9 protein-coding genes and 1 pseudogene are annotated in these 15,165 nt (G+C 60.1%); 8 read left to right on the forward strand and 2 right to left on the reverse strand.

Going from position 1 to position 15,165, the window contains the following annotated elements:
* The first annotated feature begins 315 nt into the window (after nt 1-315).
* The 7 genes from ALC15_RS48075 to ALC15_RS39770 all read left to right on the forward strand — a co-directional run bounded on the left by ALC15_RS48075 (nt 316) and on the right by ALC15_RS39770 (nt 10,876).
* Nucleotides 316-762 (forward strand): papain-like cysteine protease family protein, encoded by a 447-nt coding sequence (locus tag ALC15_RS48075; RefSeq protein WP_430649228.1) that lies wholly within the window; start codon nt 316-318, stop codon nt 760-762.
* An 832-nt stretch (nt 763-1,594) separates the two neighbouring features.
* Complete coding sequence (gene tagH / locus ALC15_RS42775) at nt 1,595-3,319, forward strand: type VI secretion system-associated FHA domain protein TagH (protein WP_094194417.1); 1,725 nt, start codon at nt 1,595-1,597, stop codon at nt 3,317-3,319.
* Complete coding sequence (tssJ, locus tag ALC15_RS39745) at nt 3,319-3,828, forward strand: type VI secretion system lipoprotein TssJ (protein ID WP_050631977.1); 510 nt, start codon at nt 3,319-3,321, stop codon at nt 3,826-3,828. The genes tagH and tssJ overlap by 1 nt, the downstream gene beginning before the upstream one ends.
* Before the next feature lie 76 nt (nt 3,829-3,904).
* Complete coding sequence (gene tssK / locus ALC15_RS39755) at nt 3,905-5,245, forward strand: type VI secretion system baseplate subunit TssK (RefSeq protein ID WP_128089736.1); 1,341 nt, start codon at nt 3,905-3,907, stop codon at nt 5,243-5,245.
* 14 nt (nt 5,246-5,259) lie between these two features.
* Nucleotides 5,260-6,138: a type IVB secretion system protein IcmH/DotU gene (icmH, locus tag ALC15_RS39760; RefSeq protein WP_128089737.1), complete on the forward strand. Its 879-nt coding sequence runs from the start codon at nt 5,260-5,262 to the stop codon at nt 6,136-6,138.
* A 13-nt stretch (nt 6,139-6,151) separates the two neighbouring features.
* Entirely contained in the window at nt 6,152-9,709 is a 3,558-nt protein-coding gene (tssM, locus tag ALC15_RS39765; RefSeq protein WP_157860994.1) for a type VI secretion system membrane subunit TssM, read from the forward strand.
* A 321-nt stretch (nt 9,710-10,030) separates the two neighbouring features.
* Nucleotides 10,031-10,876, forward strand: coding sequence for a serine/threonine-protein kinase (locus ALC15_RS39770; RefSeq protein WP_244486476.1), 846 nt, complete (start codon nt 10,031-10,033; stop codon nt 10,874-10,876).
* Nucleotides 10,877-11,765: 889 nt separating this feature from the next.
* Here ALC15_RS39770 and istB read toward each other — a convergent pair.
* Nucleotides 11,766-12,627: pseudogene (gene istB, locus ALC15_RS39775) on the reverse strand (IS21-like element helper ATPase IstB).
* Complete coding sequence (gene istA, locus ALC15_RS39780; RefSeq protein ID WP_050631983.1) at nt 12,627-13,937, reverse strand: IS21 family transposase; 1,311 nt, start codon at nt 13,935-13,937, stop codon at nt 12,627-12,629. Before istA ends, istB begins: the two are co-directional and overlap by 1 nt.
* A gap of 955 nt (nt 13,938-14,892) precedes the next feature.
* On the opposite strand from istA, the gene ALC15_RS39790 reads away from it, so the two are divergent.
* Nucleotides 14,893-15,165 (forward strand): transposase (locus ALC15_RS39790; protein ID WP_050631985.1); only part of this gene is annotated, 273 nt, incomplete at its 3' end.

Below are 15,165 nucleotides of genomic sequence, written 5' to 3' on the forward strand. Positions count from 1 at the left end.
CCTAGCACGCCATCACCTGCATCCGCCCCTTGGATGTGGATGCAGAGAGCGCGGACTGGCACGAGGTCGCGAAGATCATGCGCATCGATCCGACCCACGAGCCGGTGCGCGCCGGCCGGGCCGATGAGAACCATCTCATTCTCGCCAAGTATACCAAGTATATAAGTAGGCATGGCCACCGGCGGTTGCCGCTAATGCCGTTCGGCACGCTCTTTGCCCAACTCGCTGGTAAATTTGGGGGAGCGTAGGGTGCTAAACGTAAAGCTGGATGTCCCGCTTGTCGGCCAACAACATGGCTATGACGGCCAATTAAACATGCGACGAGACTATGCCGGCAATGTACGACCGCATGGGAACATCAATTGCTGGTATGCTTGCGCTTGTATGGTGTCGTACTACTTTCGCCCAGGGCCTCGGCTGGGTCTACCTTCCGTTTGGCGGGCCGACATAGGCATCAACAGCTACCAGTTTGACTGGTTGGCGCGCACCGAAGGATTAGAGAGGCTCGAGGAGCCAGATGACGGATTTGCGCGTGATTCTATTGCAGAAACGTTGATCGCACGCGGGCCAATCTGGGCTGCGCTGCGTCTGCCGTCAATCTCCGGGAACGAAGCACCATGGGACGGGCATATAATAGTGTTGATTGGTCTGATAGAAGACATGTTGTGCTACAATGATCCGTCTTACCCAGCGCATGGAGTGATCAACTTCTATAGTCTCTTGTTCGACGACCTTTTCGTCAAGAATCGCGACTGGCTGTGACCCTCCTCTGGACCGCAAGGCCTTCCGACTGCGAATGCCCGAGCGAAGACACCTCCTCCTGCTTTCGTATCCGATCGGCGACATGTAAGGCCAGAAGCCGCCGCCGAGGGCGCACCTGCATTCTTTTTTGGAACAAACTAAATCTGCCCGCGGCAAAAACGTCTCCTATGTCGATGCCGTCAATATCGAACTCCAATATGCGAGTTCCGGGTAGAATTCGGTGCGGCATCGCGTCCGTAATAATTTGCCGGGGATAACGGACTTCTGCCCGCTCGTTTCAAGACGTAAGCACTGCCGTGTCGTCGAATACACTGCCTGCCGCAAGCGGCGACGCATCTCCGGGGTCCCAAGTCGACGCCACATTGGCTCGACAAGCTGCCACTGGTTGTAGTCAAAAACGTTGCTTGAGGGCGGCACCTTGTCCGGTGTCTGACGGCTGCACGAGCCTCTGTCAGTTTGAGAACAGCGGCGTCATTCGCCGGGCCAGAGACTCTTATGTCCAATCAGTCGCTTAGACTGGAGGCGCCATTGGCACGACCGTTGCTACCGAAATCGGCACGATTAATTGGCGGAGTGCACGTAGATGCGTAAGACTACCGCTTCTTTGCTTGCGTTCGCATGCCTTGTTTCTGAGAGAGAACGCCGCGCGCGGCCTCCGATGCAGCTGAGCGCACGAAGAGACCTTCCTTTTCGCCTTGCGCAACCAGCGCATGAGACAATCGATCGGCCCAGCAACACTGCTGGTCAGTCGAACGCAATGCTGCCGCCACGGCAATTCCGATGGGACGCTCGGATGACCACGTGTGCCGGCGAGCACGCCTGAAGGTACGAGATGCATCTCACGCTCGGAGTCCTTGGGGAGAAGGCCGAGCCCTTGGGCCGCAACGCAAGGCAGACGTTTGGACCGGAAGGGGGCTCCATCGGTCGCGGGCGCGGTTGCTACTGGCGGCTTCCAGATCCAACCAACACGCTGTCAGGACACCACGCGTTGATCGCATTCAATGGCATCGGTTTCACGATCACCGATACAAGCACCAATGGTGTGTACATCAACACGGTGGATGCCCCGCTTGGACGCGGCAATACCACACCGTTAGCTGATGGCGATACGCTATACTTGGCGCATTACATCCTCTCGGTCATGATCGAGGATGATGCTGTCGAGGAACGTCAACGGCTAAGCTTGACGGGGTCGAAGGCGGTGCGTGTCGGCCGTACAACGCCGACGTTGCCGTCTCCTGCATTCACCCAAAAGTCCGCGACTGCCGCCGTTCCGACTGCCGGACCGTCGGTAAGCGATGCGCATCTTCGGCCCGAACCCTCAAGAATGGCCGACCCGCGCCAGATCTTCCATTCAGCGGCACAATGCGAGCCGCAGGCACCTCATCCGCCATCCTTGCCCGGGGACAAGCCGCTCAGCAGCGACATCGAGGCTGTGGATCCGACACTGGCGGATCTTCCTCGGCGACCATCGAGCGCTACCACGACCCAGAGGTTATCGTCGCACGCGCAATCGGGACATGTCGGATCAATTCTGTTGTCATCGGTCGACACGCCATTTGGCGAGCCATCCCAACCGCTGCCCTCTGCCTTCTCCGCTGGCAGGAGTGTAATGTCGAATGGCCATCCTGCGCCAATCATCCCTGAGGATCTCGATCTTGGCGATCTATTGCCGGGACCGGTCTCGTGCTGCATGGCGTCGGTGTCATCACAGCGAACAAAAGCGCCCCTCAATGAGTCGAACGAAGCGCTCCGGATCGCGCCTAAGCCGACCGCCTCTTCTCCGACGAATCACTTCGGGAAATTGCCGAATTCTGGATCAAGGACGCCGCCGCCCGATGAGCGGGAGCTCGATCGGCTGCTGCTGAGACTGAAGGAAACCGCTGCGCCGCGCGTGGTCGGCGCTCCTGAGACAAGAAGCGCGACAAGGAGCGGTGCTCCGCCGTTGCCTGCGAGCCCTCCATCCGACACAGACGAATTGCAGGCGTTCTGGGATGCGCTCGGTTTCAATCCGGATCTTGTGCCGCCAGCACAGCGTCGAGAGTTTTTTGCCGAACTCGGCCATGCGGTCGCCGAGATGACGAACGGGCTACATTCGATATTGGCGGCGTGGGCTGTGCTCAAGGATGAGTGCCAAATCAGGCCGACGCAGACACGCGCCGGGAATGACAACGCCCTACAGTTCACCAACAGCGGTCACGTCCTCAGCGAGGCGCTCGCAAAGGATCACGGATTCCGGTTGCTTTCCCGGTCGGTGCGCGCAGGCTTCGATGACATCAAGGCCCACGAGGTCGCAGCAATGGCAGCAATGAGAGGCGCGGTCAGCAATGTGCTCACACACATGAGCCCCCAGCGTATCGAGAGCGACGGTGCAATCAGTGGGCTTTTCGGCGCTCGCATCAATAAGGCAACGTTGTGGGACAGATTTGTGGAACTACACGCATCGATGGTCAATGACATTGATCGAACCGCTCGCTCCTATGTCGCAGAAGAGTTTGCTCGAAGCTACGAAACGCAACGCTCAGTATCTGGCCGCATTGAAGGGAAGACGGCCTAATGGCGCCGCCGAATACAGCCCATCGGTTGTCCGTGGTTGGCGGTGCGTTGCTGTTGGCCTTTGCAGCCACCAATTGTTCGACCGACAAGACCGCCAAGACGACGCCGATAAAGTTCGTGATCGAGGCCGACGAATTCGTCAATTCGAACGCGCGCGGCAAGCCGTCGCCGATCGTCGTCCGCATTTATGAACTGAAGTCGACGACCACCTTCACCCACGCGCAGTTTTTCGAGCTGTTCGACGATGACACCAAACGACTTGGGCCGGATCTGGTGGCCAAGCGCGAAGTCGAGCTGGCGCCTGGCGATAAGATGGACTTCGAGCGCGATACGCCGATCGAGACCCGAAATATCGGCGTAATCGCGGGCTTCCGCGCGGGCAACGATGCCCAGTGGCGCTCAACTGCCGAAATCAAGCCCGATCGTGACAACAGAATCTCGGTAAAATTGACTGCTCAAGCTGTGAGCATTGAGCACGAAGCCAGCCGAAACTGGTGGAAAATCCTATGACCGGACCGTCGTGACCACTAGCAGCCGCCGAGGCACACGCACCTTTTGGAAAGTCAGCGAAGAGGCGAGTGAACTGGTGTCTGCGACAAGCAAACCGATCTGGTCCGAAGGCATGTTGGTGCGGCCGCAGCACTTTCAGCAACATGACCGCTGGGTCGAACAACTAGTCGAGAACCGCGTTGCTGGTCTGCTCGGCTACGGCTGGGGCATTCGAAGAATTGCCTTTGATCGTGATCTTCTGGCGCTTGGCCAAGTCGCACTTACCGAACTTGACGCCATTATGCCCGACGGCACGGCCCTTCATGCGCCGGAGCATGTCCGCCTTCCGACCGGACGAATCCCTCCACCGGCTGCGAAAAATCTGCTGGTCAAGATCGCTGTGGGTACGCGCCAGCAGGCCGGCGGCGACGTCTGTTCCGGGGATACAGTAACGCGCCGCCACGATGAGGAGGTCTTGCAGATCCGCAATGCGACCTCGCCTGAAAAGGCTCCGGTCGATATCAAGGTTGCGTCGCTATCAACACATCTCATCTTTGACGGCGAGGAACAGGGTAATCTGATCGCGCTGCCTATCTGTCGCATCCGTGATATCGATCCGGCTCGCGCGATTGCGTTATCCGACATCTACGTTCCGCCTGCCATCGACATCCGCGCAGCCAAGTCGCTGATCGCGCTGCTGAACGAGATCAGATCGCTGCTGCGGACACGCGCAGAGGCGCTTGCTGCGCGCGCGGACCCCTCGCGCGCGACGGCGGACGGAGCCGGACTGATTGATCTTGTCACTTTATCAATCGTGAATGGCGCAGAAGCCGTGTTCGACCACTTCGCAGCAACACGTGGGCATCATCCTGAAACCCTCTTCCGAGCATTGCTCAGCCTTACCGGACAGCTATCGAGCTTCGTTGGCGATCGACGGAAGTCGCAAGAGATGCCTTCCTATCGGCATGAGGACCTCGAAAGCTGCTTCACTCCGTTGGCTCATATTCTGCGTGGGCTGCTGGCTGTTGTGATCGAGAGCGCCGCAATATCGCTTCCGTTGCAGGACCGAGGCTATGGCATTCTAGTTGGCCTGATCACCGACCGCACCTTGTTCCAGGACTCTCAGTTCGTTCTCATCGCCGTGGCAAGCGTACCGGGCGAGACGTTGCGCAACCAGCTTCCGGCGCAGATGAAGGTGGGCTCGGTCGAGCAGATTCGCGATCTCGTCAATCTTCAGCTCCCGGGTGTTCCGATTCACGCGCTCGCCGTGGCGCCGCGCGAGTTGCCCTACATCCAGAATGCCGTCTATTTCGAGCTGGACCAGTCGGCGGAACTGTGGCCGATCCTGCCGCGCTCGGCGGCCTTTGCGTTCCACGTCAGCGGTGATTACTCGGATCTCCATCTCGAGTTCTGGGCCATCCGTGGGCAACATACGTGACGGGCCCGAACCACATGGATGAACCAACAGTCATCGGTCGCAGGCCAGTCGGTCCGACCCGTAACGCTCAAGTCGGGCAATCCTCCGCGTGCGTTGCGCCGAAGATCGCCTTCCCAGCCGGCGCTCTGCCGTCGTCTCTATCTGACTCCAACGAGGTGTGGGCGGCGAACCATGTCGAGATGGTCATGCAACGCCTTTTCGAGCCAAAGGCAATGGAGGACGCCTTGGTCGCGGCCGCGACGCCGATCCTTTTTGTCGTCGCGCAGCTTCGCGTCGTCAACAACGCCGATATCAGCGTGCTGCGACGTGAGATGGTCGAAGAAATCCATCGCTTCGAGGTGCGTGCGGCCAACGATCAGGCGAGCGGCAGTGATGTCACAGCCGCCCGTTACGTGATATGCGCGTTGCTGGACGAAGCGGTGATGACCACGCGCTGGGGCAGTGAGAGCGCCTGGAGCGACAACAGCCTGCTCAACCAGCTCCATAACGAGACGTGGGGTGGCGAGAGGGTTTTCCAGATACTCGAACGCGTGCAGGCAAAGCCGGCCAAATACCTCGCCTTGCTCAAGCTCATTAACATCTGCTTGTTGATGGGTTTTGAGGGCAAATATCGCGTGCTGGAAGGAGGCCGCGAGCGGCTTGAAGACCTGCGTTCCGACGTTCGGCGTCTGTTGCGGGATTATACGAGCGAACGACCGGCCGAACTATCGATCCGATGGCGCGGCGCCAAAGTACGTACACGGATGCGTCGCTACGTGCCGTTATGGATCATCTTCACCGCTGCGGCCGTCATTGGGCTGATCGGCTACGGTGTCTTTCATTGGCGCCTATCGGACGAACTCGCGCCCGTTAAGCAACTGCTCGTCATGATCGGCCAGTCCGGACCACGCTAAAAGGGAGGTGCAGGTGTTTGGCGGTCGATTCGCGGCCCTCTTTTCGGTTCGAGGCATCATCACGCTGGTCACCTTGTTGCTGGTCGACGCGTTGATCTGGTTCGGCGGCCCCCACCTTGACCTGTTCGATCAGCATCCGCTGGTTTCGATGACGGTTCGCGCGGCCACAATCGGCTGCCTCTCCCTGACGGTCGTCGTCACCATCCTTGTCCGTTACTGGCTGGCGCGTCGTGCTAACCGACGTGTTATCAAGTCATTGATGGCGAGCGAGGGCCTCGTCACGGCCTCCAAAAATCGTGGCGACGAGGAGATCGATCTCATCCGTGGACGCTTCGAGGACGCGCTGAAGGTCCTGCGCGATACGGCGTTCGCCGGCAAGCGCGGACCGAGCTATCTGTTCGAGTTGCCCTGGTACATCATCATTGGACCACCGGGGGCCGGAAAGACAACGATCCTGCGCAACTCGGGGCTCGAGTTTCCGTTGGCCGAACGGCTCGGCCTCGATCCGGTGGCCGGTGTCGGCGGCACGCGAAACTGCGACTGGTGGTTTACCGAAGAGGCAGTGTTTATCGACACGGCAAGCCGTTATACGACACAAGATACGGATGCCGAGGTCGATCGCGCGGCCTGGCATGGCTTTCTCGAGCTTCTTACCGTGCATCGGCGCCGGCGACCGATCAACGGGATCTTGGTTGCGATCAGCCTGCGCGATCTCTTATCGGGCGATGACAACCGGCGCAGGCTGATCCAGTCGATTCGTTCGCGGATACAGGAGCTCGCCAAAACCTTTGGTATGCGTATTCCGGTCTATGTTCTGGTAACCAAATGCGATCTGGTAGTTGGCTTCACCGAGTATTTCGACGATCTCGACCATGATGGTCGTGCCCAGGTCTGGGGCAGGACCTTTCCTCTCGAGGGACCAGGCGATCAGATCGACGGCGCCTTAGCCCTCGAGATTCAGCAACTTGCCGAGCGGCTCGAGGGCAACTTGGCGTTCCGCATGCATGACGAACGTAATCATGACCGTCGTGCAATGATGTATATGTTCCCGAAAGAATTGTGGAGCATCGGGACCGCGGTCAGCGCCTTCGTTAGCGAGGTCTTCCGGCCGAGCCGATTTGAAGTGCAACCGATGCTGCGCGGGGTCTACTTGACTAGCGCGGCCCAGGAAGGAGTGCCGATCGAGAGGATGAGCGGTGCGATCAGGAAGAATTTCGGTCTGCACGCAAGCCCACCCACGCCGTCCATCGGGCCGGGAAAAACATTCTTCATCAATAGGTTGCTGACCGACGTGATCTTCGCTGAGCAGGGACTGGTCGGCCGCAATCTCAAACTCGAACGCAAGCTCGCGATGGTGCACTGTGGTGGCTATCTCGTGGCAGTCATACTGGCGGTCGCCGCACTGACGCAGTGGTACGGCGCCTTCGCTCGCAGCGAAGCACGCATCGCTGAAACCAAAATGGCCGCACAGACAGTGCAAGCGCGCCTGAACGAACCACGCGAGCCGTTGGATCTGACTAGGCTCCTGCCGGTCCTCAATTCCGCGCGCCGGCTGCGTCTGGCAGCTGGCGAGAACACTTGGGTTGCATGGCTCCGTGGCCTCGGGATTTCGGCCACCCCGGTGCTCGCGCCGGCCGCGCAACGAACTTATGACCAGATTCTGGTCGACCGCCTGCTGCCGGTTTTTGCTGGAAGGCTTGCCGTTCGGATTAATACGGTATTGCAGTCGGGCAACGATACTCTGCTGGACCAGGCCAAGGAAATGTTCCGCATCTATTTGATGCTGGGCGATCCGAGGCATTTCGATCGCGGCAAAATCGAACAGACTATGCGCAGTGAAGTGGCGCTTGCGTTTGCGCTCGAGACGACATCAGCTGGCGAACTGCAGGAGCATTTTTCACGTCTTATTGAGTTGCTGCCGAGACCCATCACGAGCGACCGGAAGTTCGTGATTGCGGTAGGCTTGCGACTGATGGAACGTCCGCTCGTCGAGCAGGTCTACGCCCGACTTTTGCGCGAAGCCGCTGAGAACACGCAGCTCCGGCCAATCGACCTCGTTAGTCTGCTGGGAGCCGGCCAGCTGGAGATAAAGCCCCAGGCTATTTTCCCCACCATTGGTCGGCAGGATTTCCCTTCGTCGGGCGGCACCGCGATCATCCCGGGCATCTTCACAAGGGATGGTTTGATCGATTTCCTGCTGCCGCACCTTCCACTCATTGTCCAGGACGAGCAAAGCGGCGACTGGGTGCTTGCTGGCAGCTCGTTCGATGTGGCGGACACACAACAGCTCGTGCGCAAGGTCGTCGATCGCTATGTTGCCGATTACATTCGCATTTGGACAAGCGCGCTGAGCAGCTTCCGCGTGGTCAAATTCGACGATATGCAGCGTGCCTCGGCGGTCCTGCGCGGACTGGCCGGCCCGGAAAGCGCACTGCAGCGGATCATTTCCCTCGTACGCGACAATACGAACCTGCCGCCGCCCGGAGAACAGACTGCGGTCAAGGCCGGGGAGGCCGCGGCCGCCGTATTCTCGGCGGCATTCGGCGACGCCCCCTGGCCGGGAACACGGATCACCGAAGCCTTCCGGCCTGTGGTTCAACTGGGCATAGGCGGAGCCGGACAGGCGGCCAGCATAGATCACATACGCGATCTTTTCGGCGGCCTGTATGCAACGATGGCCAATACCGCGACCGCGCCCGATCCCGGCCAGGCTGCATTTCAGCTCTTTCAGCGGCGCGTCAGGGATCCGAGCAACGATGCCTTTGGCGCCTTGCGCGCTGACTCGGCGCTACGGCCCGAACCGGTCCGTACCATCATGAACGACATCGCGCTTTCGACATGGAGCGTCTTGCTTCGACAGGCACACGGTCATGTCAATGCTGTTTGGACACGGGAGGTGGCGCCGATCTGCCAAGCTGGCATCTACCAGCGTTATCCATTGTTTGCGACCGCGACCGAGGACGTGACTTTAAAGGATTTCAGCGATCTCTTTCGTCCCGGCGGCATTCTCGATGATTTTTTTCAGAAGTACCTGTCGCCATTCGTCACCGAGGTCAGAACCGGCCTTGGGCTGGCAACCATCGACGGTGCGGCGGCGCCGATCCATGCCGATGCCCTGACTCAATTTCAACGCGCGCGAGAGATTCGCAGGTCTTTCTTCAGCGGCTCGGGTTCCGCTCCGGCCGTGAAGTTCAGCATCAAACCGGCCTATCTCGCCTCTAAACTTCTGCGCGCGACGTTTGTCATGGATGGCAAGGAGATCGCCTATCGTCACGAGGCGCCCCGTGCCTACGACCTTGAATGGCCGAGTCGAACCGATGCAAGCATGGCTTCCGTCGCCCTTGTGTCCCTGGACGGAACCGAGGAGAGAATTGAGCGCTCGGGGCCTTGGGCTCTGTTCCGTCTCATCGATGCTTCGCGGCCCACCTCGCGTGGCGCTGCCGACCGTTTCACGATCACGATCGGTCGACCTGACCGGCCCGACGTGACCTATGAACTGCGGGCAGAAAGTGTAAGCAATCCGTTCAGCTCGGGCGTCCTTCGTTCGTTCCGATGTCCGGATCACCTATGATAGAAGCGCCGTGACAGTTCTTCTTGGCTTTTCGGGAAGAAGAGGGCACATGCCCCTGACGGCACCTTGGCGCTATGGGTGGGGCGGCCGCAACGCTGGTAGGCCGTCCCGTGGAGGCGACGAGTAAGCTACGCGACACGTTCCCAGGTAGGCCGCAATCAGATCGTAACGGCAACATGAGCTCAACGGATTATTGGCGATCGACGTTCCGACGAGCAGGGGCCTTCCTTGCGCTTTTGCGCAACATGCGACGAGCGACATGAATGCGATCGTCGAATGCCTACTTGAGGCTGTGCTGTGAGTAAGGCTCTCTTGGGATCCGTGCTCGGCGGCCGCTTCGACCTGGCAGAGATTATTAGCGAGGGCGGCACCAGCACCGTCTATCGAGCGATTGATCGGATCGGCCTGTGGGCGCGTGAACAAAATCCAGAAGTCGCAGTGAAGGTCATCCAACCACATGCGAAGATGCGCCAGAAATTAGTCGAGTTATTGCACCGCGAGGCGCGTCTTTTGCGCGATTGCGTACACCGGAATTTGGTGCGGATTTACGATTCCGACTACGATGGCAAGTACCATTACCTGGTCATGGAGTTCCTAAAGGGCCGCTCGCTGGCGCAGATCCTGGCGGATCGTCAGGGACGGCCGCTTTCGCCCTCCGTGTCCCTTCAGATCGTACGCGCCGCCGGGCAGGGCCTCGTTCACATGCACAGTCTAGGGATCGTCCATGGTGACCTCAAACCGGGAAACATCTTTATGACCTCGACCGGCGAGATCAAAATTGTGGACTTTGGAACAGTCCTCATGCTCGACCTTCCGTCGCAAGGCGACAGGGCCACCGCTCTGCTTGACGACATTAGACTATTGACGCCGGCTTATGCGTCGCCCGAGATGCTGATGGGCAAGTCACGGGCAGAAAGCGACGATGTCTATTCTCTCGCGGTGGTCGCCTATCTGACCCTGACCGGCAACCACCCATATGCCCAGCGGCCAGCCGACGAGGCACTTAACGCAAATCTCACACCGCCGCCGCCGCCGACTATTTCGTCGGCGCAGTGGCAGGTGCTCGCTTCGGGCCTTGCCCTCAACCGCCGCGACCGGATCGACACCGTCGGTGAGTTCGTCCAGCGTCTTGCCCGCCCGCGCTGGTTCTATCGATGGTGCGGTTAGCTGATGCCTCTGGTCGCGAGCGCGGTTCCCTTAGCCGGCTTAGGGTCGATGGATGACAAGGATGCGGCCGTCCGGTCCTGATTCGGCTGTGTATCGCTCGCGGTGGATGTGGAACAGTGTCATTGGGACCTGACGGGTCCAGGAGTGAGAATAAAATTTTCGCCTTGCGGATTATTTTGGGTCACGGGTGCCCGGCCTGGCCGCAATACCGCAGCATAGCGCATACCGTTGATCAGCACACTTTGTGGCCGCAACGATCCTGGAAGGATGCCGCTTTCTCGCAATTCGGCGATCAGCGGGTCCGGGGCAACGCCGCCGCTCCAACCGGGGAGGGCATAAGCTCCGAAGTCACGCCGTGTGCCGAGTTAGCCTCTGCGCCGGCTGCAAGCATCGGTCCATCCGAAGGCATTGTGGGTGCCACTGGTGCTGACGATGGCCCGCCAATTTCGAAGCCCTGAAACATCGCCCCCCTCGCATGTGCCCAGCTCTGAAGCGGGCGCGGTGGAAATCCCGAAGCATATCTCGCAAATTCAGCAGACGATTACGAAATCCGCCAATCGTGGGTGCGTCGCGCCCTATATAGTCGCGTACATAGGCTTGTATGTCCGCATCCAGCGACGGCAGCGCAATCCGATCGGCCATTGGGGGTCTGTTGGTTTCGCGGATCCACTTGAGGAAATCGCTCATATCGTCTGCGGCATGATCGGCGCCGCGGGAGCGGCTGCTCGGGAGCTTCTCAGTAAGCCAATTCCAAAACGCCTCATAGAGGCGCAAGTCCACGTCATAAGGGCCGGGTCCCGGATTGGAGACGCTACTGTCTGCGGTATGTGTCAAACGTCATCCGGAACTGCCCCCTTTGCGTCATGAAGAACTGCCCCCACCATCGCGATTATGATCTCGGTTGAAGGTTGTTTCCGTCGGTGACGGGCCGGAGGGAGGCGGAGCCGACCGGAGGGCCGTCACCGGCGGTCGGCGTCTTGATGAGGCCGCTCTTGCGCTTGGCGCGGAGCCGGTAGCTGTCGCCGCGGATCGTGAGCACGTGGCTGTGGTGCAGGAGCCGGTCGAGGATTGCGGTGGCGACCACGGCATCGGCGAACACTGTGCCCCATTCAGCAACGCTGCGGTTCGACGTGATCAGCATGGCGCCGGTTTCGTAGCGCCGGCTGACCAGTTGGAAGAACAGATGCGCCGCGTCAGGTTCAAGCGGCAAGTAGCCGAGTTCGTCGACGATGAGCAGCTTTGGCTTCGACAGCGCAAGGAGTTTCTCGTCCAGCCGTCGCTCGCCGTGCGCCTTGGCAAGGCCTGCGACCAGCGTCGTCGCCGTGGTGAACTGCACGGTGTATCCGGCCAGGATCGCCTCTCGCCCAAGAGCGATCGACAAGTGCGTCTTACCTACGCCTCGCGGGCCGAGCAGCAGCACGTTCTCTCCGTTGGCTATCCAACGTGATGCGGCCAGGTCGCGGATTTGTTTTGGGTCGATCGACGGCTGCGCCTCGAAGTCGAAGCCCGCAAGCTCCTTCACGGCTGGGAAGTGTGCGAGCTTCAGCGCCATCCTCGATGCGGCGATGATCCTTGCGCGCGATCTCGCGCTCGCACAACAGGATCAGCGTCTCGCGTGCGGACAGGTTCGCGCGCGCCGCCTCATCGAACAGGCTGTCGAGCTGGTCGCGGATGCCGGAGAGCTGCAATCGCGCCAGCATGGCATCGAGCGGATCGGTTGTTGCTTCAATTACCTTCTTTGCCCGTGCCATCAGAAGCTTCCTCCGATCACGGCTTCGTATTCGGCAAGAGGACGCAACAACGAGGGCGGTGGAGACGACCCCGGTACTGTCGCCGCAGCAATCTCCGGCCGGCGGACCGCGCCGTTGCGACCAGCAACACCATCGAGATGGGCAACGTCGATGATCCGCAGCCGGCGACCCTCCGATTGTTTGTGCACTGCTACCTGGTGCAATCCATGGCGGATCCGCACTTCGCCGGCCGCGATCGTTACCGCCACGCGCTCGCCAATCAGGCGCCACGGTACCGAGTAGCTGTTCGTGTCGATCTCGACGGCGCAATCGTTGCCGACGACGCGGGTCAGTTCACGCAGGGATCCGAACGACGGCTGCCCGCCGAGCGGCTTCAACCGATGTATCTCGTCGCGCGCGAAGCGGATGATCGGCGCCTCTCCGGTCGTGCCGTGGATACGAACGTTCGCAACCTCACGCTCCCACCCGTCGAGACGCGCCTCGAATGCTTCCCAGCTTGGGAAGGAATGACCGGCGATTGCGTTCTTCTTGACGTAGCCGACGCCGTTCTCGGTCTTGCCTTTTGTGCGCGCCCGATATGGTGCGCAGGCGCGAGGACGGAAGCCCCAATGTTTTGCGAACGCGATCAGCTTGTCATTGAACTGAACCGATCGGCTCACCGCGTCGTGGTGCACTACGAGCGCCCGTGGATTGTCCATCAGCACTTCCTCCGGCACACCGCCGAGGGTCGTGAATGTGCTCTCGAGCCCGGCACACCAATGCTCCTGCCTCTCGGACCGGAACGCACGGACATGCAGCCGTCGCGAATGCCCGAGCGTCGCCACGAACACGAATGCTTTGAACTTCACCACGCCGATCTCAACCAGGCGCTCGCCGAAGTCGATCTGCAGCTGTCGGCCGGGCGGCGTCTCGAACCGCGTCGTTGCCAGAGCCTCCGCCTTGAGCGCCTGGCGATAGGGCTGCACGGCGCGTTGCAGCGTCCGCCGGCTGACGGCCACGCCTTTCTCGGCCAGCAGGTCCTGCCGCACCACGTCGGCATTGCCGCGATGCCGAATGAGCCTCTCGCGCAGCCAACCCTCAAGGCCGTCGAGACGCTTCGGCCGCTCAGGCGACTTGAACGGCTTCACCCCGCCCGCTGCCAAGTAGTCCTTCACCGTGTGGTGGCTGCAGCCCAGCTGTCGCGCAATCCGCTTCACACCCCACCCACACGCCCTCAGGCGCATCATCTCCGCCACGTCATCCGGCGTCTTCATCACCTGCCCCCGTGGATCATTCCACGGCGAGCCTTCAGTGATTCGTTCCCGCTTCATTCACTCTCTCCTCAGCTATCTAAGGAGGGGGCAATTCCTCGTGACGCTGAGGGGGCAGTTTTCCATGGCGCGCGACACGGTATGGGTGCTACCGCTATTGGTGGTATGGCTGCTACTGCTGCCCGATGACGATGGTCTGGCTCCCTCAAAGGCCTGAAACATCAAGTTCCTTCCACGAGCCCAGTTCTCAAATTGCAGGTCGCGAAGCATATCTCGCAAGTTCAGCGGGCGGTCACGAAACCCGTCCATCAACGGTACATCGCGCCCTATATAGTCAGCTGAATAGGCTTGCAAGTCGGCGTCTAGCGACGACTGCGAAATACGGTCGGCCATTGGGTGTCTGTTGGTCTCGCGGACCCATGCAAGGAAGTCATATACATCGCCTGCAGCAACCGCGGCACCGTGGGAGCGGCGGCGCGGAAGCTTCGCCTCAAGCCAGTTCCAGAAATGGTCATAAAGCTTGTATCCACCCGATAGGGGCGCGGCCACTGACTGGAGCCCGGTGCTGCTGTCACTCACGCGAACCTCCGGCAAAAGACGCAATTGCAGCGTCGAGGCATGCTCGCTCGATCCGACGAGCGACGCTACGCGAGTTCGGTTGGGCCGCATGCCTCAAAATTGAAAACAAGCGCAATTTGCCGTCGCTCCTTCGCGATCAATCGTCCTGCAGCCCCAATCTTTCTCGTTCGGCAACGCCATAAACGCGGCGATGACCATGAGATATCTAACCATCTCGACCATACGAGCTTCTTGATACCCGCTCTCGCGTTCGATGATAAAAGGCAACTCTATCGGGGCATAGCGATTCGACCGGCTGCCGCGCAATCTCGATGGACGAGAACTGGTGGCGCATCAACGCCCCGCGCGCTGCCGCCTTGATCTGAGGCCGGCAAACTGGACCATTTTTGGCTAGAGTTTTTCGCACCGATTCCCGGGCTGGGAGGAGCGAAGGACGATGAAGGCCTCGAGGTTTTCGGACGCCCAGAAAGCGTTCATCCTGAAACGGGGCAGTGACGGGGTTGCGGTGGCGGAGATCTGCCGCAAGGCCGGGATCAGCCAGGCGACCTACTTCAACTGGAAGAAGAAATACGACGGGCTGCTGCCGACGGAGATGCGACGGCTGAAGCAGCTCGAGGAGGAGAACGGCAAGCTGAAGAAGCTGGTGGCGGACCTGTCGCTCGACAAGGAGATGCTGCAGGACGTGATCCGCCGAAATGTATGGTCCACT

Origin of the sequence: Bradyrhizobium viridifuturi (genome assembly GCF_001238275.1) — a bacterium.
Lineage (GTDB): Bacteria > Pseudomonadota > Alphaproteobacteria > Rhizobiales > Xanthobacteraceae > Bradyrhizobium > Bradyrhizobium viridifuturi.

Coding starts and splice junctions, on each gene's coding strand:
- ALC15_RS48075 (WP_430649228.1), top strand. CDS start 316: ATGCGACGAGACTATGCCGGCAATGTACGACCGCATGGGAACATCAAT.
- istA (WP_050631983.1), bottom strand. CDS start 13,937: ATGAAGCGGGAACGAATCACTGAAGGCTCGCCGTGGAATGATCCACGG.
- icmH (WP_128089737.1), top strand. CDS start 5,260: ATGGATGAACCAACAGTCATCGGTCGCAGGCCAGTCGGTCCGACCCGT.
- tssJ (WP_050631977.1), top strand. CDS start 3,319: ATGGCGCCGCCGAATACAGCCCATCGGTTGTCCGTGGTTGGCGGTGCG.
- tagH (WP_094194417.1), top strand. CDS start 1,595: ATGCATCTCACGCTCGGAGTCCTTGGGGAGAAGGCCGAGCCCTTGGGC.